20 protein-coding genes are annotated in these 21,138 nt (G+C 44.9%); 9 read left to right on the plus strand and 11 right to left on the minus strand.

What is annotated here, in order from left to right; translation table 11 throughout:
• The 4 genes from IM475_RS02115 to IM475_RS02130 all read left to right on the plus strand — a co-directional run.
• A partial coding sequence (locus IM475_RS02115) for a DUF4114 domain-containing protein (protein WP_353737429.1) occupies positions 1 to 139 on the plus strand: 139 nt, incomplete at its 5' end.
• A 379-nt stretch (positions 140 to 518) separates the two neighbouring features.
• Positions 519 to 821: an urease subunit gamma gene (ureA, locus tag IM475_RS02120; protein ID WP_002738360.1), complete on the plus strand. Its 303-nt coding sequence runs from the start codon at positions 519 to 521 to the stop codon at positions 819 to 821.
• 19 nt (positions 822 to 840) lie between these two features.
• A complete protein-coding gene (gene ureB, locus IM475_RS02125; RefSeq protein WP_045356217.1) occupies positions 841 to 1,167 on the plus strand; it encodes an urease subunit beta in 327 nt (108 codons plus the stop codon).
• A gap of 82 nt (positions 1,168 to 1,249) precedes the next feature.
• Positions 1,250 to 2,125 carry an S-methyl-5'-thioadenosine phosphorylase gene (locus IM475_RS02130; RefSeq protein ID WP_287657787.1) on the plus strand — a complete coding sequence of 292 codons (876 nt, stop codon included), beginning with the start codon at positions 1,250 to 1,252 and terminating at the stop codon, positions 2,123 to 2,125.
• A 105-nt stretch (positions 2,126 to 2,230) separates the two neighbouring features.
• Here the strand turns inward: IM475_RS02130 and IM475_RS02135 are convergent, their stop codons facing one another.
• Positions 2,231 to 3,187: an RNA polymerase sigma factor, RpoD/SigA family gene (locus tag IM475_RS02135; RefSeq protein WP_287657786.1), complete on the minus strand. Its 957-nt coding sequence runs from the start codon at positions 3,185 to 3,187 to the stop codon at positions 2,231 to 2,233.
• A gap of 632 nt (positions 3,188 to 3,819) precedes the next feature.
• Between IM475_RS02135 and IM475_RS02140 the strand changes: the two genes are divergently transcribed.
• Positions 3,820 to 4,458, plus strand: a complete 639-nt coding sequence (locus IM475_RS02140; RefSeq protein WP_104396341.1) for an LON peptidase substrate-binding domain-containing protein — start codon at positions 3,820 to 3,822, stop codon at positions 4,456 to 4,458.
• A 229-nt stretch (positions 4,459 to 4,687) separates the two neighbouring features.
• Positions 4,688 to 5,290, plus strand: a complete 603-nt coding sequence (locus tag IM475_RS02145) for a Crp/Fnr family transcriptional regulator (protein WP_287657785.1) — start codon at positions 4,688 to 4,690, stop codon at positions 5,288 to 5,290.
• Between the two features lie 11 nt (positions 5,291 to 5,301).
• Here the strand turns inward: IM475_RS02145 and IM475_RS02150 are convergent, their stop codons facing one another.
• The gene (locus IM475_RS02150; protein WP_287726535.1) at positions 5,302 to 6,222 is read right to left on the minus strand and encodes an ROK family protein; all 921 of its coding nucleotides are present in this window, start codon (positions 6,220 to 6,222) and stop codon (positions 5,302 to 5,304) included.
• Positions 6,223 to 6,583: 361 nt separating this feature from the next.
• Here IM475_RS02150 and IM475_RS02155 point away from each other — a divergent pair, with 361 nt between their 5' ends.
• Positions 6,584 to 7,051 carry a DUF29 domain-containing protein gene (locus tag IM475_RS02155; RefSeq protein WP_287657782.1) on the plus strand — a complete coding sequence of 156 codons (468 nt, stop codon included), beginning with the start codon at positions 6,584 to 6,586 and terminating at the stop codon, positions 7,049 to 7,051.
• A gap of 38 nt (positions 7,052 to 7,089) precedes the next feature.
• Here IM475_RS02155 and IM475_RS02160 read toward each other — a convergent pair whose 3' ends face one another.
• The 4 genes from IM475_RS02160 to cobN form a co-directional block, all read right to left on the minus strand.
• Positions 7,090 to 7,470, minus strand: coding sequence for a DUF7682 family zinc-binding protein (locus tag IM475_RS02160; RefSeq protein ID WP_002747647.1), 381 nt, complete (start codon positions 7,468 to 7,470; stop codon positions 7,090 to 7,092).
• A gap of 207 nt (positions 7,471 to 7,677) precedes the next feature.
• Positions 7,678 to 8,730, minus strand: coding sequence for a phosphotransferase enzyme family protein (locus IM475_RS02165; RefSeq protein WP_287657781.1), 1,053 nt, complete (start codon positions 8,728 to 8,730; stop codon positions 7,678 to 7,680).
• A 221-nt stretch (positions 8,731 to 8,951) separates the two neighbouring features.
• Positions 8,952 to 9,335, minus strand: a complete 384-nt coding sequence (locus IM475_RS02170; protein ID WP_353737430.1) for an AAA family ATPase — start codon at positions 9,333 to 9,335, stop codon at positions 8,952 to 8,954.
• 91 nt (positions 9,336 to 9,426) lie between these two features.
• On the minus strand, positions 9,427 to 13,068 hold the full coding sequence (gene cobN, locus IM475_RS02175; protein WP_287726537.1) for a cobaltochelatase subunit CobN: 3,642 nt from the start codon (positions 13,066 to 13,068) through the stop codon (positions 9,427 to 9,429).
• A gap of 351 nt (positions 13,069 to 13,419) precedes the next feature.
• Between cobN and IM475_RS02180 the strand changes: the two genes are divergently transcribed.
• On the plus strand, positions 13,420 to 15,621 hold the full coding sequence (locus IM475_RS02180) for an ATP-binding protein (protein ID WP_287726538.1): 2,202 nt from the start codon (positions 13,420 to 13,422) through the stop codon (positions 15,619 to 15,621).
• A 320-nt stretch (positions 15,622 to 15,941) separates the two neighbouring features.
• On the opposite strand, the gene IM475_RS02185 is transcribed toward IM475_RS02180, so the two are convergent.
• The 3 genes from IM475_RS02185 to IM475_RS02195 all read right to left on the minus strand — a co-directional run bounded on the left by IM475_RS02185 (position 15,942) and on the right by IM475_RS02195 (position 17,319).
• Complete coding sequence (locus IM475_RS02185) at positions 15,942 to 16,058, minus strand: photosystem I reaction center subunit VIII (protein WP_004162778.1); 117 nt, start codon at positions 16,056 to 16,058, stop codon at positions 15,942 to 15,944.
• A gap of 57 nt (positions 16,059 to 16,115) precedes the next feature.
• Positions 16,116 to 16,598 (minus strand): photosystem I reaction center protein subunit XI, encoded by a 483-nt coding sequence (locus IM475_RS02190; RefSeq protein ID WP_045361306.1) that lies wholly within the window; start codon positions 16,596 to 16,598, stop codon positions 16,116 to 16,118.
• A gap of 310 nt (positions 16,599 to 16,908) precedes the next feature.
• A complete protein-coding gene (locus IM475_RS02195; protein ID WP_287657775.1) occupies positions 16,909 to 17,319 on the minus strand; it encodes a universal stress protein in 411 nt (136 codons plus the stop codon).
• 163 nt (positions 17,320 to 17,482) lie between these two features.
• Between IM475_RS02195 and IM475_RS02200 the strand changes: the two genes are divergently transcribed.
• Positions 17,483 to 18,703, plus strand: a complete 1,221-nt coding sequence (locus IM475_RS02200) for a phosphoglycerate kinase (protein ID WP_287726539.1) — start codon at positions 17,483 to 17,485, stop codon at positions 18,701 to 18,703.
• A gap of 214 nt (positions 18,704 to 18,917) precedes the next feature.
• On the opposite strand, the gene IM475_RS02205 is transcribed toward IM475_RS02200, so the two are convergent.
• On the minus strand, positions 18,918 to 19,502 hold the full coding sequence (locus tag IM475_RS02205; protein ID WP_287726540.1) for a Uma2 family endonuclease: 585 nt from the start codon (positions 19,500 to 19,502) through the stop codon (positions 18,918 to 18,920).
• Positions 19,503 to 19,763: 261 nt separating this feature from the next.
• Positions 19,764 to 21,119 (minus strand): glucose-6-phosphate dehydrogenase assembly protein OpcA, encoded by a 1,356-nt coding sequence (gene opcA / locus IM475_RS02210; RefSeq protein WP_287726541.1) that lies wholly within the window; start codon positions 21,117 to 21,119, stop codon positions 19,764 to 19,766.
• Positions 21,120 to 21,138: the final 19 nt, after the last annotated feature.

A 21,138-nucleotide genomic window follows, 5' to 3' on the forward strand; every position in this document is an offset into this window, starting at 1 on the left:
GGCAAATCCCGATGGGGCGGAACATTTACGGTCAAGGGGGAATAATATCTTTGGCTTTGAGGATTTACCGGGTAACTTACCCAATATCAGCGATAACGACTTTAATGATGGGATTTTGGCGTTTAATTTTATTGCTTAATCGTCAGGATCTGGTCTGATAAACCATTTCCTCTGGGAGTTGCCGGTGGTTGTCTTTTTCTAACTGCGAATCACCGTCATTTGTCGCGCCACAGGCCTCATTGCCGTTTCTGATTAATGATAGCACGGCTGGCTTCCAATCCAGCAATGATTTATAGTTATTTCAAATAAGAACGAGACACTAGCCTGAATTATTCACCAATTGCTGGCCGTTTTTTAGCCAGAGGACTGAATGACCTTTCTAGCAAGACTTTTGAGTATTCTCCCAAATCTTCATCAATAATCGGGGCTAAGTAAATAAATTTTCACAACTCGATCGCTACAAATATCCGGCCAACAACTACAATAACCCTAGCATCTGTGTGAAAAAAGGCCTATCTATGCAACTTTCGCCCCAAGAAAAAGATAAATTACTCATTTTCACGGCGGCACTGCTCGCCGAAAGACGCAAAAACCGTGGTATCAAGTTAAATTATCCCGAAGCGATCGCCTATATTAGCGCCGCCATCCTCGAAGGTGCGAGGGAAGGTCGTAGCGTCGCTGAATTGATGAGTTACGGCACCACTTTGTTAACCCGCGAGGAGGTAATGGAAGGCATCCCGGAAATGATTACAGAAGTGCAGATCGAAGCGACTTTTCCCGATGGTACTAAATTAGTTACCGTTCACAATCCCATTCATTAACAGGAGATTTTTAGCAGTTATGATTCCGGGAGAAATTATCACACCATCCGGAGCGATCGAGATTAATGTCGGTCGCGACACCCTGCGTATTTCTGTGGCTAATACAGGCGATCGACCGATTCAAGTGGGTTCCCACTATCATTTTTATGAAGTTAACGAGGCCCTAGAGTTCCAGCGCGAATTAACCAAAGGAACCCATCTGAATATTCCCGCGGGTACATCAGTTCGATTTGAACCGGGAGACACGAAAGAGGTGGAATTAGTTGCCATTGCGGGAACTGAAGAAATTTATGGCTTTAATGGTTTAATTAATGGTTCCCTCAAAGGCAAGAAAAAGAAAAAGTAGGGCTTTGACGGAAAAATTATCACAGTTCGATCGCTCAATTGTGGTAACATCAAGGCAACGATAACTAATTCTTTCCAAGACTATGACGACGGTAAAAATTGGCATCATTGGCGGCAGTGGTTTGTATAAAATGGATGCCCTCAAGGATGTGCGGGAAGTATCCCTCGATACTCCTTTTGGTTCTCCTTCCGATGCTTTAATTCTCGGTACTTTAGAGGGAACAGAAGTGGCCTTTTTAGCTCGTCATGGCAGAAATCACCATTTTTTACCGACCGAATTACCCTTTCGCGCTAATATTCACGCTCTCAAACAATTAGGGGTTGAATATATTATTTCCGCTTCGGCCGTTGGTTCCCTAAAAGCCGAAGTTAAACCCCTAGATTTAGTCATTCCCGATCAATTTATTGACAGAACTAAAGAGAGAATAGCGACTTTTTTTGGGGAAGGAATTGTTGCCCACGTTGCCTTTGGTGATCCCATTTGTCCGCAATTAGCGCAAATTTTAGGGGATGCCGTCGCTAGTTTAAACCTACCGGAAGTTACCTTGCATCGGGGCGGTACATACATCTGCATGGAGGGGCCGGCTTTTTCTACTAAAGCGGAATCAAATCTCTATAGAAGTTGGGGGGCAACCGTGATCGGTATGACCAATTTAACCGAGGCAAAATTAGCCCGAGAAGCGGAAATTGCCTATGCTACCTTAGCCCTAGTTACCGATTATGATTGTTGGCATCCCGATCACGATCATGTCACGGTAGAAATGGTGATCGAAAATCTACACCATAACGCTATTAATGCCCAAAAAGTTATCCAAGAAACGGTGCGCCGTCTAGCAGCTGATCCTCCCGTTTCCGTCGCTCATTCTGCCCTTAAATACGCTATTCTTACCCGTCTAGATTCTGTTCCCGTCGCCACTAAAGAAAAATTAGCTCTCTTTTTGAAAAAATATCTTGAATAAGTGGAGAAATAGCCGAGAAAAGTCGCCCATGAATTTAGAAATGGGTCATTTTTCTCGCTGTGATCCAGACGATCAATTTGACCCAAATTCTAGGTTATCTCTCGCTTAACTAGCTAGGTATTCTCTGATGTTGCCCTTGCGTTTTCTTAATTTAGCGATCGCTTCTCGTTCGATCTGACGGACGCGTTCACGACTGATATTGAGTCGAACGCCAATTTTTGCTAGGGTGAGGGGCTGCCCATTATCTAAACCAAAACGCAGACAAATCACTTCTTTTTGTTGAGGGGTGAGGTCTGCCATCAGTTTTTCCAAATCCACCTGCAGGGAAGAGTAGGTAGTGTAATCTTCGGGAGAAAGTCCCGTATCTTCCAAGAGTTCCCCTAATTCCGTGTCTTGATTGTCCCCCACCTTTAAGTCAAGGGAAAGGGGTTGACGGGACCTTTCCAAGTAGTCTCGCACCTGTTTGGGAGTTAGGTCTAATTCCTCGGCTAATTCGGCAATGGTGGCAGCGCGACCTTTATCTTGAGCTAGTTGACGCTGGGCCTTTTTGATTTTATTCAGTTTTTCGGTGATGTGGATGGGCAGACGGATGGTGCGACTTTTTTCTGCGATCGCCCGGGTGATGGCTTGGCGAATCCACCAATAGGCATAGGTGGAAAAGCGATAGCCTTTGGTGGGATCGAATTTTTCCACACCTCTTTGCATCCCAATGGTTCCCTCTTGGATGAGGTCTAATAAATCTAGATTGCGTTTTAGGTATTTTTTAGCGACGGAAACCACTAGACGCAGGTTCGCTTCTACCATCTTGCGTTTGGCGAAATCCCCTGCCCCCAATTCTCGACGGAGTTGTTCTTCACTAATTTCCGCCGCTTCTGACCATTGGCGATCGCTGGGTTCGCTGCCGAGTTTCGCCCTTAGGGATTCTTTGATTTTTTCCAGAAAAATTAATCTTTGTACCTGTTTCGCGTAGAGAATTTCTTCTTCATGGGTGAGAAGGGGAACTCGGCCAATTTCTCTGAGATAGGCGCGAACTGGATCGGTAAGGTTTTTCGAGGTTTTCATGAGTGCGCGTCGATTGAGGGTTGATATTCAGGGATTGATGGCGTTTTTCGGATCGCTTCCCCAAGGGGCAGTTAAGGAGATGCTATCAGGGTTTCTTCTCGTTTTGTAAAGATATTGGTAAGTGATTACTCAAGGATAGAGAGAAATCTAATTGACGATTTAATTGCCTCTATAGTCCAGTTTTTAGCTAGACATAGAGTTTTTGGGCATAAATGGCAAGTAGTGAGAACCTTGCTTATTTAACTAATATTACAACAATCATTAAATATTGTAAAGTTTATGAGATAAAAAAATCACCCCTCTCAGGAAAGCAGCAATGAAGAGGAGGTTTGAGTATCTCTACTCATAGATTACCCAAAGGTTTCCCATCAGGATGCAATCTAGATGACAAAATGAGCAATTTTCTCATTTAGCGATCGCAGATCGAGCGGTGAGGGAATTATAAATTATGAATTATGAATTATGAAGTGGGGAGATGGGGAGCAGGGAGCAGGGGAGCAGGGGAGAAGGGAGAAAAAGCTGACGACCGACTCCTGAACACAGTCTCCCGTCTCCCGCCCATTGACCTTGCCTAGCGGTTCAGGGGGGATTGTGTAAAAATAAGAGAAGATCGGTTTTTTTTTACTAAACCTATGGCCACTTCTTCCATTGCCGTTAGAGAATTACCTCTCTTTCCCCTACCCGAAGTTGTTTTATTCCCGGGTCGTCCTCTGCCCCTGCACATCTTCGAGTTTCGCTATCGGATTATGATGAATACGATATTGGAAGAAGATCGCCGTTTTGGGGTCTTAATGGTAGATCCGGCCACGGGAGAAATTGCTAAAGTGGGCAGTTGTGCGGAAGTTGTCCGTTGTCAACGTCTCCCAGATGATCGCCTAAAAATTCTCACCATCGGTCAACAGCGCTTCCGTGTCCTAGAATACGTCCGGGAAAAACCCTATCGCGTCGGTTTAGTGGAGTGGATTGAAGATGTCCCCACCACCCAAGATCTGCGACCTCTGGCCACAGAAGTGGATCGACTGCTGCGGGATGTGGTTCATCTCTCAGCCAAATTAACCGCTCAAAAAATTGAACTCCCCGACGATTTGCCCAGTCTTCCCCTGGAATTATCCTACTGGGTGGCGGGTAATCTCTACGGTGTGGCCGGGGAACAACAAGCTTTATTAGAAATGCTCGATACAGTCAGTCGTCTCCAACGAGAATCGGAAATTCTCACCTCGACCCGCAATCATCTGGCCGCTCGCACGGCTCTTAAAGATGCTTTAAATTAATGATCTGTAGGTTTTTCAGCTGCGGGAGAAGGAAATGGGGAAGTTATTTCAGTGAACAGTGAACAGTAATCAGTAATCAGTGAACTGATAACTCACATCTGAAAACTGATGACTTACCCACTGATAACTGATAACTGATAACTGTTAATCTGGGGATTACCTAATGTTTACCTTGATACAGTAAAGTGGGGTTAAAATTGTTAGCCCCTCACCCAGGAGAACTTTGATCATGTTGCTGACCTATAATCCCAGCGTCTCACCCTTCCGAGAAGACTATAGCGAGAGTCGTCGGCTCCATTTTTATGATCGCGGGGAAAATATTCCTCTGGTGGTTGATGGAGTCTGGCAAGTTTATCGGGGTATGGCGCAACTAAGTCAAGTATCTGAGAGTGGAGAGGAAATTTTACTAGGCTGGGTTCATTCATCCCACTTTTTCGGCTTAAATTTGACCCATCTAGAATCCTATCACGCCAGAGCCTTGTCGGAACTGTACCTAAAATGGTACACGATCGCCGAAGTAGAAAATTCGGCGGAATTAACTAGGATGATGTTAAATCAAATGATCCGTCGTCAACAACAAACGGAATCGCTTCTTGCGATCGCAGGACTGAAACGAGTGGAGGAACGTCTCCAGCAGTTACTACAGTTATTAAAGCGGGAAATGGGAGAACCAATCGCCCAAGGCAGTCGTTTAAAGATACGTTTAACCCATCAAAATCTCGCCAATGCTATCGCTACCACGAGAGTAACGGTGACGCGTTTGTTAGGCGAGTTTCAGCGTCAGGGATGGGTGAGTATCGATGGCGATCGCCATTTAATTATTCACGATTAAGTCAGACAATTTTAGTCAGATACCGCCATAATAGACTCCTTGCGGAGGTCCAATAATTGCCAAGCTAATTTAGCAGCCCCCACCATCCCGGCGCGATTACCTAACTCGGCCGTTAATACCTCTAATCCTTCTCTGGAACTAGGTAAAACCCGTCTTTCGATTTCTGCGAGCAGAGAGGGAAAGAAAAACTTAGCACTGGCGCTAATGCCGCCGCCGATAATTACCGCCTCTGGGGTGAGAACATAGAGTAAACTGGCGATACCAGCCCCCAGTAAACAACCGTAACCCTGCCAGAATTCTAAAGCCTCTCGATCGCCTTTTTCGGCCAATTCCGCCAATTGCTTCGGTTCTTTGCCAGTCATCCGGCGAATAGCTTGCAGGGAGGCGTATTGTTCTAAGGAACCCTGATTACCGCTATTGCACAATGGACCGTCAAAATTGAGGGTTATTAAGCCTAATTCTGCGGCTGTTCCCTTGCTGCCGACAAATAAGTGACCATCGAGGATAATTGCCCCTCCTACTCCCGTCCCCAAGGTCAACAGGATCAAGTTTTGAAACCGTTTGCCCGCTCCTAACCAAGCTTCCCCTAAACCGGCACAATTGGCATCATTGGCTAAAATTGTCGGCATTCCCGTACTTTCTTCTAACCAATCGGCGAGGGGAATATCCCGCCATCCTGCCAAATTAATCGCTATTTTGGCAATTCTTCCCTGAGCATCCGCTGGCCCCGGCGTTCCCACACCGATGGCTTGACAACTTTTATCTAAATTTACTTGACAAATGCCTTGATGTATGGTAAGGGCGACTTCTTTGGGTGTAGCGGGTTGGGGAGTGGGCAAGGTGAGAGATTCGATACAATTGCCCTCTTGGTCAAATTTACCAATTTTAATAGCCGTTCCACCTAAATCGACACCTATTACTGTTTTCACCATCGGGCTTTCCTTGTTACTCTGGGAATAGCTAGGTTTATTATCACTCTTTTTGGCGGTTTTTTTCGCGGTTAGATGTGATTGCCGATTCTCCTGGCTCTCTTGGGTTTGCTGGGTAAAATGTATTCTAAGATACATTCATGCTGGCGAGCGAGTGGAACGAACCACAAAGACAGAAAGGACACAAAGATTGATCGCTCTTATATAAGTTAAACTTATCACACAAAGAATAAGAGAGCCTTCTCCCTTCCTGATCGAGAGGATAATTCGGCTAAACCGGCAAGACTAGCTGATTGATTAGCCCAAATTTCTCCTATAGTTTGGATACCTGCAGCTTAACTCCTTATTTTTCCCCATTTCAAAAATGATCAAAGTTACCATCCCAACTCTCTACGATAGCGATTATCAGCTTTGGTTAGAAAATACTATCAACCAATTGCGTCAAGGGGATTTTCAAGCGGTAGATTGGCCGAATTTATTAGAGGAGTTGGCAGATTTGGGAAAAAGTGAACGACGAGCATTAGAAAGTTTATTAACTCGACTTTTAGAACATTTACTGAAGTTAACTTACTGGCAATCCCAACGAGATTATAATCAAGCTGGATGGAAAGGGGAAATTAGAACCTTTCGGAAACAAATCAAGAAAATACTGAGAGATAGTCCCAGTCTCAAACCCTATTTATCCGAGATACTTGAGGAATGTTACACTGATGCTCGGGAGATAATTATTGATATAACTGGATTAGATGCCAGTATTTTCCCCGGGGAAGTGTTAGCTAGTCTAGAGGAGATTCTCGATCAAAATTGGCTGCCGGATTTTGGGGAGACATAAACAGCGATAAATCTTCCCAAGCAAACTAAAGATTAGCTTCACCTACCCGGTTTACAGACATTATAGTCCTCGTGAGAGATCACTGCCTCCGGGACGAGCAGATTGCCGTGGTCGCGACAGATGAGGCGATAATTGCGGGTAACGGGGATACTGATAATAAAGCGATCGTGTCGCAATCGTTTACCGTGGAAATCTCGATAATTGCGGTGATTTTGTAATCCTTGCAGGATTTCCCTAGCTTTAAGTACCACATTTTTCGGTAATTCCCGCAGATCGATCGGATCTTGGGAAAAAGTGGCTTCCCAAGCATTTTTTTGACGTTTTCTTTCTTCCCAAGCGGCATCTAGTTGAGCGCAATGATGGCAGACTTGGCCATAACCCTTGTGACCACAGGGAAACTTTTTCTTTCTTCTGGACATAATAACCATCTGTCTGTGAGCCTGTGAGAGAGTATTCAAAAGCGGTAAAGCTTGCTTCACTTTTGGCAGATGGAGAAGAAAGTCTTTACCTAGTGATTATCTATACTTACCAGCATACAGGGATCGATACCTCGTTTGGCCATTGACCAGCAAGAAAGTTGATCTTGGCTAGTTAGGGCCTGCTGTCACCAACAGGATTAAGGGTGCTTAGAATAATTCCCATTCTTGGGTTCTTAAACGTTTGAGAATGGCCAAACGGCTACTAAAATAATTGGCGCAGAGACGACTATAATCGGTTAAACGCAGGTTATTTAAACTAATTGACCAAGACCAAATATAGGCCGCTTGGGTGAGATACTGAAGACAAGATAATTCACCATCGGTTAAAGGCACTGTTTGATCGTAACCTTGGATGAAACCATGGCGAACCTGGCGATTTAAGCCGGATTGTAGGGAAACTTGCAGAAATTTAGCGATATCAAAAACTCGCCAACCATAACCGCACTGATCGAAATCAAATAGGGTCATCTGATTATCAGGGGTGATATGTACATTACCACTATGAGGATCGCCCCAACAAATGCTCCAATAGGGAGATTCTGTCGGTAATTTAGCGGTTTCTTCCTCTATTTCCCCAATGGTTTCTAAGACACAGTCTAGGTCGGTCGGTCGTTGGTGCAGAAAAGGTGCGATAATTTGCAGGGAATCGTCGAGAAGATATTTGAGGTTGAGGGGATGACGATAGGCTAGGGGTTGAAAATCTGCTGTCACCCGATGTAAATTAGCCACGATCGCCCCTAAATGATAGGCTTGTTCTATATCTATGTCCCCAATAGCAATTCCTCCAGGAGCATAGGGAAAGAGGACGGCGTAACGTTTCCCTTCTGGGGCATTAATTTCTAGGGATAAATCACCGTTTTTGGTGCGAATTGGGGCGGCGACGGGAACCTGAGAGCGATCGAGATAATCTAATAATTCTAACTCGAAGTCGATTTCCATTTTGCTGCGCCAATGGCAGTGAGATACGCGCAAAATGTAGGGAGTTGTCAGGGTTTCGAGGAGATAGACATCACTTAAACCCCGATGCCAAAATTGACAATTTTTCGGTACATCAATCTCGTAACGAGAAAAAACTAAATCTGCTAGGGCAGCAGGAGCAAGAGTGGAGTAGAGTGTGGGAAAAGTCCATTCCCGGGTCTGAAAATTAGTAGCGGGAGAACTAGAAGGCAGTAAATTGAGCGAAGCCAGAAAAGTCGTCACGGTTCCCTCCCGATGCAAGTATGGACAACGCTCGCATCATCCTATTTTATAGGCCACATATATTACAAATCAGTTCGATCGCTCCGTATATTTCGCTACATTCCTCTGCAAGTTATCAGATTTGAGTTTTCAGTACCTACAGCAGTTATCTGAATGGTGAGATGGGAAGTTTTCGTTTTGGGGAGTCGGTCGTTAATACCAAATTAGGTTACACTTCATCTTTATGAGAAAAGCTGTACTAAAGTTGTTGATTCTTCGTTACTGAAATGACGTAGTTTATCTCGAAAATAGCCAAATTCATAGGTAATTGGTCGGGAATTGTAATCTTCTTTGTAATAAATCTGAAATTCAATGCTTCCTTCCTGACCCTGGGAACGAAGACGCTCAAAGCCGCCCCGACCTCGCGCATCACCAGCTTCTTCTACTCCTCCTTTAAGACAATCAGATAAAAAACCGAACGCATCAAAAAGTGTACTTTTTCCCACACCATTTTTGCCGATAACGGCCGTCATCGGTGTCAGAGAATCTCGATTTTGAGTGTTCCATAACTTGCCCAGGGTTATATCCTTGAGCGCTCGATAATTTTTAATCCTCAATCCCTCAATCCCTCAATTCCGGCCATTATTTAGTCCCGTTTCTCATTACTAAAGTAATTTGAGCAATTTCTTGATAGACTGATTCTAGAGCAGTTATTAATTACTGACCCGATTCGATCGCTCCTTCGGCCTCATGGACAATTGCCCTCAATCGATCTAAAGTTTTCTGGTCCACCTGGGTCCATAATCCCCGTTGTTGAGCCTCTAACAATCTTTCGGCCATATCTCGCAATGCCCAGGGGTTTTTCTCCTGAATAAATTGTTGTACCTTGTGGTCAAATAAATAAGCTTCGGCTACTCCCTGATAGATAAAATCCTCCACCAGATGAGTAGTGGCAGAGTAGGCAAAAATATAATCTACGGTCGCAGCCATCTCGAAAGCGCCTTTATAGCCGTGTCGCATCACTCCCGCTATCCATTTGGGGTTTACTACTCGCGAACGGTAAACGCGGCGAATTTCTTCCTCTAGGGTTCTGATGCGGGGATTTTCCGGGCGGGAATGATCACCAAAATAGGTGACGGGATTTTTGCCGGTTAATGCCCGGACACTGGCAGTTAAGCCGCCTTGAAATTGATAGTAGTCATCGGAGTCGAAAATATCGTGTTCCCGATTGTCCTGATTGTGCAGCACTATCTCTAATTCTTGCAGTCTATTTCTCAATACTTCCGGTAAAGAATGGGCAGTTCCTTGACTATCATAGGCATAACAACTCCAGTTAATATAAGCATTAGCTAAGTCTTGATCATTTTGCCAGTTTTGTGACTCGATTAACCCCTGTAAACCGGCCCCGTAAGCACCCGGTTTGCAGCCAAAGATTCTGGCAGTAGCTCTCAGTTTCGCCTCTTTTTCTCCTAAGCCCTGACTTAGCCAAAACTCCCTCTCTGTCTTCACTTTCGCCGCTAAAGGATTAATTTTTTCCTCTTCCTCTTGACAAGCTACCGCATTTATGCCAGAATTAAGAAGATGTAGTATGCTGGGGAAACTGTCCCTAAAAAAGCCCGATACCCGAACGGTCACATCAATGCGAGGACGGCCTAAGCTAGACGGGGTAAGGATTTCAAACCCGACCACCCGACGGAAAAAACCATCCCAAAGGGGACGAATTCCCAGTAAAGCCATGGCTTCGGCCACATCTTCGCCACTATTTCTCATCGTCGAAGTTCCCCAGATAGAAATCGCCAAAGTGCGGGGATATTCGCCATTTTCTTGGGTATAACGTTCAATTAGTGCCTCTGCGGCCTTTCTTCCCACTTCCCACGCGGTTTCTGTGGGGATTGCGCGGGTATCGACGGAATAGAAATTTCTGCCGGTGGGGAGAACATCAGGACGGCCGCGGGTAGGAGCGCCGGAAGCACCACTGGGGACGTATTGGCCAGCGAGACCTTTTAAGAGATAGGTAAGTTCATCGGGGGTTTGTTTTAAAGCAGGAATTAACTGATTTTCTAGCCAAACCAATTCTTTTGCCGTATTTTCGCCTACAGGTTCAATTTTCCGGCTAATTAAATCCTGAGCGAGACCTTCCAGATAAGTAGTAGTATCGTTATATTCCGTCAGGGGGTCGCAGTCGAGATGGAGGTCAAGGGCAAGGGAACGGGTTAAACCGGGGCGGTCGGGACTGGGAGAACGGGCGATCGATTGGATTAAATCAATTAACTGCTGACCCTGGGGACATTGACCGAAGATATGTAAACCGTCGCGGATTTGTGCTTCCTTGAGTTCACAGAGATAACCATCCACGAGGGTAAGAAATTGACTAAAGGAAGCGCTGGTCGCAACGCGCTCGCTACGCGAGATCGTGCCTAGCTCTCGATCGAGATTAGTTTTCGCCACCAGATCGTTAATCCGCTCGCGAATCAGAGCTAAACGAGAAGGATCAAGAGATTCTGCCTGATAATATTCATCGATGAGGGACTCTAACTTTTCCCAATCCCCATACAATTCCGCTCGCGTCATCGGGGGAGTGAGATGGTCGATGATAACAGCTTGGGAACGTCTTTTAGCGCTGGACCCTTCTCCGGGGTCATTGACAATAAACGGATAAAAATTCGGCAGCGACGAGAAAGCAATTTCGGGATAACAATGGGGAGAAAGAGCGAGACTCTTCCCGGGTAGCCATTCTAAATTGCCGTGTTTACCGAGATTAATCACAGCAGTGACTTGGAATTCCTGTCGTAACCAATGGTAAAAAGCGAGATAGCTGTGGGTAGGTTCCAGGTCGGGGGAATGATAATTAAGAGTCGGGTCAAGGTCATAACCGCGAGAAGGTTGAATACCGATAAAGACATTACCTAACTGGATGCCGGGGATAGGGAAATCCTTGTCTGGATATCCCCAACGGTCAAGCAGAGCGCTTTGATTATCGGGGGGAAGGGAGGAGAAATAATCTAGATATGCTTCTAGGGAGAGAGATTGATAGATAGGTTTTAATTCCCTTGTCTCCAGGTCATTAGTGATACCGGAAATCAGCAATCGCATTAATTCATCGCTATGGTCGGGGAGGTCGGTGAGGGTATAACCTTGGGTTTGTAGTGCGCGAAGAATTTCCAAACCACTAGCGGGAGTATCTAAACCGACTCCGTTAGCGATACGACCATCCTTATTCGGATAGTTGGGGAAAATGAGAGCAATTTTTTTCTGGGAGTTGGGAAGGGAGGAGAGTTGACAATAGTTTGCGGTTAAATCAGCGACAAAATCAACCCGGTGGGGGAGGGGTTGATAGATAACTATTTCCGTTTCTAGTTTGGGATGTCGGGTGAGGACAGATTTAAAGGAAATAGCGCGGGTGATAATTTTGCCATCCATTTCCGGTAAAGCGATATTCATGGCCACATCCCGGGGGGAAAGACCTTGATAACCCTGTTGATAAGCTTCTAAACTGCTGCTGCTGAGGATAACTTGGAAGATGGGTTTATTGAGGGACTGCCAGAAGTGATGATTTTGTTTGTCTTCTGGTCGTTGGATAGAGAAGCTAGTGGTGTCGAGAATTAGGTCTGGGGGATGCTGGGAAAAGAGGGTTAATAGTTCCTCTTGCACTTCAATTTCCCGCAGAGAGGAGAGAAAGATAGGGACAGTTTCAATATTTCTTTGGGTGAAAGCGCTGATTAAAGCATCGATAGCTTTGGTATTACCTGCGAGATAATGGGAACGATAGAAAAGTATCCAAGTCCGTGCTTGGGGTTGGGATAGGGTTGTCTGGGAATAGATTCCCAACCTAGGGACAACCCCAGGAGGAGAGGGAAGATAGTCGAGATGGAGACAGGTATGCGCGATAAATTTAGCAGCATTAATCCAGTTATCTATCCCTGCTTCCGTGAAATAGCACCATAACTGGTTAACAGTAGTCAGGGAAGCAGTGGAATGACTCATCAACTCTAAATCCGGTTTATCCTCTCCCGGGAGGACAAATAAAGTCGCACCGGTTTCCTCGACAATTTCCTTAACTACTTCCAACCCGTAGGACCAACTCCCCCGTCCCCCCAATAAGCGAAGAATAATCACTCTTGCTTGGGATAGTACCTTGTCCCCATAGTTATCGATACTGTATTGCTGCTGTAACTGTGATAAATTCAGGGCGCGAATTGCGGGAAAATTATCCGGTAGATGGTCGATAGCTGCCGCTAGAGTTTGAATATCGGTATCAGCCATGGTGAGGAGAACAATCGGGGCCGGATTTTGGTCAATAATAATCACCCCTTCGGTATCCGCTGTCCAACCACCCGCTTGGGGAGCAATACGGTGCATAAGTTTTGAGAGTCAGGTTAAATAATGATTAGGTTTTGAGAATCAGGGTCTCGATCGAGGGATCATTCTTAGGTAGATAGAGATGATTATATCTGTCTGCGGCAATTTAAAGAACAGGGAATAGGGATTAGGGGATAGGGGATAGGGATTAAGAAAAATCTTCACTAAAACCCAAACCCCAGTCCCCTTACTGATGACTGGGAAGTGGGAAGTGGGAAGTGGGAAGTGGGGGAATTTCAACTAAAACCCTATCACCCTATCACCCTATCACCTCCTGCCTCCTGCCTTCTGATAACTGATCACTGATAAATGATCACTGATAAATGATAACTGATAAATGATAACTGATAAATGAATGCTGCTCCCGCTTATGTTTGCTGTCAAGTGTTGTCATCTACTCACCTCCAACAAATTCGTTCTTGGTGGGGACAGTTGGCAATACAGGTGACAGCACCGAGGATTAGTCTCAGTGAAAGAGAGCTGCCCCTAAAGACGGGGGAAATCTATCAACTCTTGCTTTCCACTGACCTACAAGCTTTATTGTTAGCCAGTCCCCAAGCACATAACTTTGAGTACGAAGTCCGCATTAGTTTTGAAGCGAACACGATTAAAAACTTTCTGCAAGGACTGTCCGTCAAGTCTCTCCACAACCCAAAAATTCAGCAGGGTTATCAAATTTTAAATCTGCCTCTATCCAATAATGTCAGCAGTTTTCAAAATAAAATTTTAGTCAAAATTCTCTCGATAATTTCTTCTCCGTCTGCTGAGGGGGGTTGTCCCCGCATCTTCTCCGTTTGTCAACCGGTAGAAGCTGCCCTATCCCAACAAATCCAACAGGAAAGATTATTAAACCAAGTCATCACCCAGATGCGTCAGAGTCTGGAGATACCGGTGATTCTGGAAACCGTAGTCAGGGAAGCGCGAGAGTTTCTGCAAGTGGACCGATTGTTAATTTATCAATTTTTCCCCGGTACCGGCGAGGGAAAGGGAAAAATAACTTCCGAGTCGCGCATTTCTGACCAGATAAATTCGGTGTTAAATTTAACCCCCGAAGACGATTGTTTTTCCTATATTCCTCAATACAAGGAAAAGTATCGTCAAGGATTAATTCTGGCCGTGGATGATGTGGATGTTAACTATTCTTCTTCCTTCTGTTTGTCGGAATTTTTGCGACAACACCAAGTGCAATCAAAATTAATCGCCCCGATTGTGGTACAAGAAGAATTGTGGGGTTTATTAATTGCCCATCAATGTGGAGAAAAACGCCGATGGTTGCCGCAAGAAAAGAAATTTTTAGGTCAGATTGGTGAACATCTCGCCATCGCTATCTATCAAGCGCAATTATATTCTCAAGTACAGGAACAAAAAGATATTTTTGAACGCCGGGTAATAGAAAGAACCCAAGAATTACAAGATACTTTAATGGCCGCAGAAGCCGCTAACCTCTGCAAAAGTGAATTTTTAAATAATATTAGTCATGAGTTATTAACTCCCCTAACTTGTATTATCGGTTTGTCCAGTACCCTGCAAAAATGCTCGGCAGCTAATAATTTTTTACCTCCCGACAAACAAAAAAACTATCTAAAAGTTATTCAGGATAACGGCAATAAACTATTAGAATTAATCAATGATTTGCTTAATTTCTCGCAACTTTCGGCGGGGAAAGCTGTTTTAGATATTAAACAATTTTCGCTAAAATATCTCTGTAATCATGTTTTAGAGATTATTAAAACAGAGGCAGAGATTAAAGAAATTAATCTAATTTTAGAGATGAAAATAACCGAAAAAGAGCATTATTTTTATGCCGATTATGATCGAGTTCAGCAGATACTTTTATACTTGTTAAAAAATGCCCTGAAATTTACCCCCGAACAGGGTGCTGTCACGCTGAGACTGTGGAAAGAAGGCAGTCAGGTCATTTTTCAGGTAGAGGACACGGGCATCGGCATTCCTGCTCAAAAAATACCGCTTCTGTTTGAAAAATTTACCCAATTGGATGGCTCTCGGAAACGTCGTTATGGTGGTGTGGGATTAGGATTGGCTTTAACTAAACAATTAGTGGAACTCCATCGCGGCACGATCGAGGTAGAATCTTGCTTAGATAAAGGCTCCATCTTTACCGTCCGTTTACCTCAACAAAAGCCCCCTAAATCCCAACCCCAACCCTCGGATCATAATCCCCATTTTAATCACCACCATCCCACTATAGTGTTGATTGAAAGTGACGAAGAAATCGCCAATCTTATTTGTGAGTTATTGATGGTGGCACATTATCAAGTTATTTGGTTAATCGATAGTGTCTCCGCTATCAAAAAAATTGAGATCGTGCAGCCAAGTATTATAATTGTTGATCGAAAAATGCCCGATATATATCATCTCTGTCATCTCTTAAAAAAATCTAGCCAAACTCAAGCCAGTAAAGTGCTAATCTTGAATGATACCCCTGAAATCAGCGTTAATTTTCTCGGTCGTCATGGCATTGACGACTATCTCCTCAAACCGATTCAACCCTCCCTCTTGTTGGAAAAAATCCGCTATCTAACCGCTTTATAAGTAGGGTTTGCGGCAAAAAGTTTTTCGTGGGTGTGGGGTGTGGGGTGTGGGGTGTAGGGTGTAGGGTGTGGGGTGTGGGGTGTGGGATGCAGGGTGTGGGGTGTAGGGTTTTACCAATTTTCATTTTCTTTTTTCCTCAGAAAATAGGACTTGAAAACTAACTATTAAATAGCTAATTTTCAAGTCCTTAATTGCAGGAATCCTAGACTAAATTAACCTGAGTTCGGTTTAAGGGAATTTTGCCATAGCTTCCACGAAAGAATAGGAGTTTCAGGCTACGGTAGCATCAGGGTTTTAGCTTATCCCGAACTGAGGTTAAATTAGGATTCACTTTCGATATAGATAAATAACAACCCCATAACCACGGCTGGCATTAACCAACAGACGATCGGGATTAAAATCCAAGGCAGATAAGAAGCTGCGTAGTCACCAGTCATGTCAAATGCTCCTAGTAAAAAAATAAGGAAATGATAATCAGGTAGAAAAAGGGTTAATTATTGATTAAAAACCCCGCGCATGATGCCATCAACGACACCAAGATTTTCTAGGAGGAAATAGGCCACAAAAGCGCCACCCATACCACCAATAAAGAAACCGGCGGCGAATTGACTCCAACCCTCGGCCGATTTCAGCGGATCACCAGTAGCTGCCTTACCTTGGAAAGAGACAAGACCATAACTAGCTAAACAACCCGTAGCCAAGAGAACCATGGCTAAAGCGGGGATTAAGCCGCCAAGATTAGCATATTCCGAGTCTCTCAGGGGGCCCAGGACAACCCAGGGACCACCGAGGAAATAACCGTGGGCCATACCCACTTCTAGACCGCGCAGAATCGGGGCTAGACCGGGACGATAGGCAGGTAAGTTACCAATAAAAGCTTTGGTAAAACCAGAAGCGGAAATGGGGGTAGCTAGATGACCAATGAACGGATCATCATTGTAGGGTGTCACCACCTGTTTGTATCCAGTTTCAGCCATTGTGTTTGAGTTCTCCTTTTTCCGATCAACGGGAAAATTGATCATAAAACTTTAAGATTACACTTTAGGCCTAAGAATTACTTCAAGCAACCCCATCGATCGAGTTTTCAAGGGTTGACGGCTGAAACTCTCACAATTCGTTACATTTCTCTCAGAAGACGGGGGAGTGGGGAGTGAGGGAGAAGGGAGTGGGGGAGAAGGGGAGCTTTGTTTCAGTGTTGCCAAAGGCACGGCGTAGCCGTCCAGTAAACAGTGAACTGACAACTCACATCTGATCACTGATAGCTGATCACTGATCACTGATTACTGATTAAGGGATAATCAACACCGGACAGGGGGCAAGGTTAATAACTTTGGTGGTGACGCTTTCGGACACACCTTCGCCGGTTAATCCTAAACCGCGACAACCCATAACGATCAGGTGAGCATTAATTTCATCGGCCACATCACAGATGACAAAAGAAGGCATTCCCTCCCTTTCAATCATTTCCGCATTGATGTTAGCTTGGGCGAAAATCGCTCGCGCCGATTGTAACAATCTATCCACCGCTTCGATCGAACTCATCTTATCGTCGGCGGCAATTTCTCCGGTGGGTGTCGTTTCCACCACCGACAACAGGACCAAACGACTGTCAAAGATTTTGACTAATTCGATCACACTACTGGTAGCGTCACGACTTTCGCGGCTGTGGTCGATGGGAAATAAAATCGTCTCAAACATAATTAGCAAGTCTCTCCAATCAAATTTTTCTGGGCAAATCGGTCTTGGAACTGCAAAACTGATCCCCAAATCTGAAATAATCTTTGTCAAAGTAATTGCCGCAAGTAGCGATACCCTGATTTAATCTTTATTGTACGGTAAGCAATCTAGGAGGTTATGGGCTGTGCCAAAAAAAACAGTAGCGAATTTAACAGAGGCTGATTTAGCGGGCAAACGGGTCTTAGTCCGGGTCGATTTTAACGTTCCCATGGACAAAGCCACCGGGAAAATCAGCGATGATACCCGCATTCGGGCGGCACTACCAACCATTGAGGATTTAATTAAAAAAGGGGCTAAGGTTATTTTATGCAGCCACATGGGTCGTCCCGACGGTCAAGTTAAGGAAAATTTGCGTCTGACTCCTGTGGCTAAACGTCTCTCGGAATTACTGGGCCAAGAAGTAATCATGTGTCCCGATTCTATTGGTGAGGGAGTGACGGCAGCGATTAGCCAAATGTCTAACGGTCAAGTGGCCCTTTTAGAAAATCTGCGTTTCCACGGTGAAGAGGAGGCAAATGATCCCGATTTTGCCAAGCAATTAGCCGCTAATGCCGATTTATACGTTAATGATGCTTTTGGTACCGCCCACCGCGCCCACGCTTCCACGGAAGGCGTTACCCACTATCTCAGCCCCTCGGTGGCGGGTTATTTGATTGAAAAAGAGTTAAACTACCTACAAGCAGCTATTGAAACTCCCCAACGTCCCCTAGCGGCGATTATCGGCGGTTCTAAGGTTTCTAGTAAAATTGGCGTGATTGACACTCTATTAGAAAAGTGCGATAAACTGCTCATCGGTGGCGGTATGATCTTTACTTTCTACAAGGCCCGCGGCTTGAATGTGGGGGGGTCTTTGGTAGAAGAAGATAAGCTAGAGTTAGCAAAGTCCTTAGAAATCAAAGCGAAGGAGAAGGGAATAGAATTTCTCCTCCCCTCCGATGTTGTCGTTGCCAGCTACTTCCCCAAAAATGACAAACCCGCACCCGATACCCAAATTGTTAGCATTGATGCTATCCCTGACGGCTGGATGGGTTTAGATATTGGACCGGAATCGGTGAAAGTTTTTCAGGATGCTTTAGCAGATTGTAAGACGGTAATCTGGAATGGTCCGATGGGGGTGTTTGAAGTTGATCAGTTTGCTGTCGGCACGGAAGCGATCGCCCGCACTCTTGCAGATTTAACGCCCAAGGGTGTGACGACAATTATCGGCGGCGGCGATTCAGTTGCGGCTGTAGAAAAAGTCGGTTTAGCCGAGCAGATGAGCCATATTTCCACCGGTGGTGGCGCTAGTTTGGAATTACTCGAAGGTAAGGTTTTACCCGGTATTGCCGCCCTCGATGAGGCATAATAAGGGCTAATATCTAAGGTTGAAATAAGGTGGGTGCTGGCCCGCCTTTTTTTTATAAATTATGAATTGTAAATTATGAATTATGAATTATGAATTGGGAATTAGGAAGTGGGTTTTTACACTAAATCTGGTTATTAAAAACTGATTATTTATTCTCCGTTTTGCATGAGTGTCTCTCTTGATATGTAGCCTATACTCAACGGATTTATGATCATTAGGATATTTCAATCGCAGTAAAATCGACACGCTGATATAAATCTGTCAGGGATATTTGAAAATCTAGAGAAAACAAAGTTAAAATCGCTTCTTGATCGTGATAATCCCGGAATGCCCAATGATCGCCTCTTTTATGAAACTGTTCTATGTAATAACCATATTGATCGATTAAAATATATTCTTCAAAACTATTAAGCGAGCGATAAAACTTAAACTTATCACCCCGATTATAGTCTTGAGTAGATTTTGATAAAACCTCGATAATCACCTGTGGATTGGTAATCGTATCGGTGCGTCCTCTTTCAAGAATTGGTTCCCCCTTAACGATCATAATATCGGGATAGGTGTACATATTATAGGCGGGTATGGCCAAGCGTAGATCGTTGATAAATATATCATAGGCTTGATTCTGGATAGTTAAGGGAAATTTTCTACAGAAATTCAAGGCAATGCGATTATGGTTAGGAGTTCCCCCAGTCATAATAATAATTTCTCCATCTCGATACTCGTGTCTGTCGGTGGCGGTTTCCTCTAGTTGAAAGTATTCTGCGACTGTGTAGCGTTTCTCAGTGGTTGCGACCATATTGCCCCCTTGAAAGCAAAGCTCTGTCTTTATAATAACCTGTTTTCTGAAAAGGTAAGTAGCTGGTTATAATTAAATTAAAAATGGATTTTGCCTTTAATCCCCCCTTGATCCCCCTTGATAAGGGGGGTGTCTGATAATTTTTAACGCCTACCTACTTACAATTATCGGTTTTAATCAGGTGCTGACTCCTGTATAAACATCGAGAGACCTTGTTAACAAGGTCTCTCCAAAGTGGGTGGGATTATTGTTGCTAATTTGTTAATCCGGTTGGGATAATTTGAGGATAGAGCTAGTGACTTTCATGCTTTCTTGATAAAGCACGTCCTGGCCCCAACGCTGTAACTGTTTACCTAGCAGAGTTTCTGTTTTTTGGTCTTCCAGATGGGACACTTGTTCAACGCGGCAAGATTGGGCCCCTCCCGAAGCTTCCATCCGCATACAGCCAGTAGTTCCCGAACAAATTACCGTGCAACAATCGGCCTGAAGATTAGTAGAAGTGAGTTTAATACTAATCAGATCTCCTTGTACTTCACCCCAATCGGCCACGGGAACACCGGCTAATTCAGCCTCAATTAAACGCTGGTCCTGACCGAGGAAGCTAATCCGATGAATAGCGTAATCTCCCGACCGGTGACTATATCCCACCGGTCGCCATTGTAACCGGCTGGCCATCCAACCGAGGAACATAAAAGCTTGGCAAGGATTGCCCTTTTCGTAATCAATAGTGATGCGATCGACTTCCAGAATAGCATCCCGGCGCTCCGGTGGATCAAAAGCCTCGGCGGTTAGTTCTTGCCAAGGGGCGAGACGACTCCAGTTCAGGTCAGCTAATGGTACATCTGTTGCTAATAAATCCCCCACTTGCAGCAGTTCCGTTTCCGGTTCCCGAAAAGTGCTGGAATCGACGATAATCGTATCACATTGACTGGCCAGACGTTTAAATAGTCCATATTCGCCATCGGGACTGGCTTTCCACCAGAGAAATTTGGGCAAACTGGGAATAGTTAACTCGGAAATAATGCCGCCAATTCGTTCCAAAGCTTCCGCTGTACCGCTTAAAGTGACGTATTCACAGCAAACTAAAGTGTTCTGACTACGTTTGTTAACGGGACAATAGGCAGAAACAGAGGCTTTTACCCCTTCATCGGCCTCGGCGGTGGGACAGAGGGTAATAATGCGACAGGGATTGGAAGCAGCGATCGCATCTGCGACCCCAATCGCATCCAAATCGGCGGCGTATTGACGATGATTAGCCCCATCCTCGGCGTTTTTTTCCGCTGCCCAGGCCGCCCTTAGGCGGGCGACAAATTCATCGCTAGAAAGCCCAGTTACTTCTAGTTCTAGGTCTTTCTGGGCCACCTTGATTGCGGCGTGGGTCCGCGGACCGGCAATACCATCAATCGGGCCGGTGTAATAGCCGAGAAGGGTTAACAATTCCTGTACTGCGTCGGGTTCATAGACAATAAAGCTAAAGGTGGTGGCCCGGGTGGCGGCCATACCATCCTCATTATTATTATAGGATTGCCAGATATCGCGCAGTTCCTGCTCGATCACATCGATGGAAACATCTTTTGGTGCTTGCAGGGAGACAATGGGGGGGCTTTGGGTGGTCATGTCAGTTATCAGTTATCAG

Origin of the sequence: Microcystis sp. M061S2 (genome assembly GCF_020245605.1) — a bacterium.
In the GTDB taxonomy this organism is placed as follows: domain Bacteria; phylum Cyanobacteriota; class Cyanobacteriia; order Cyanobacteriales; family Microcystaceae; genus Microcystis.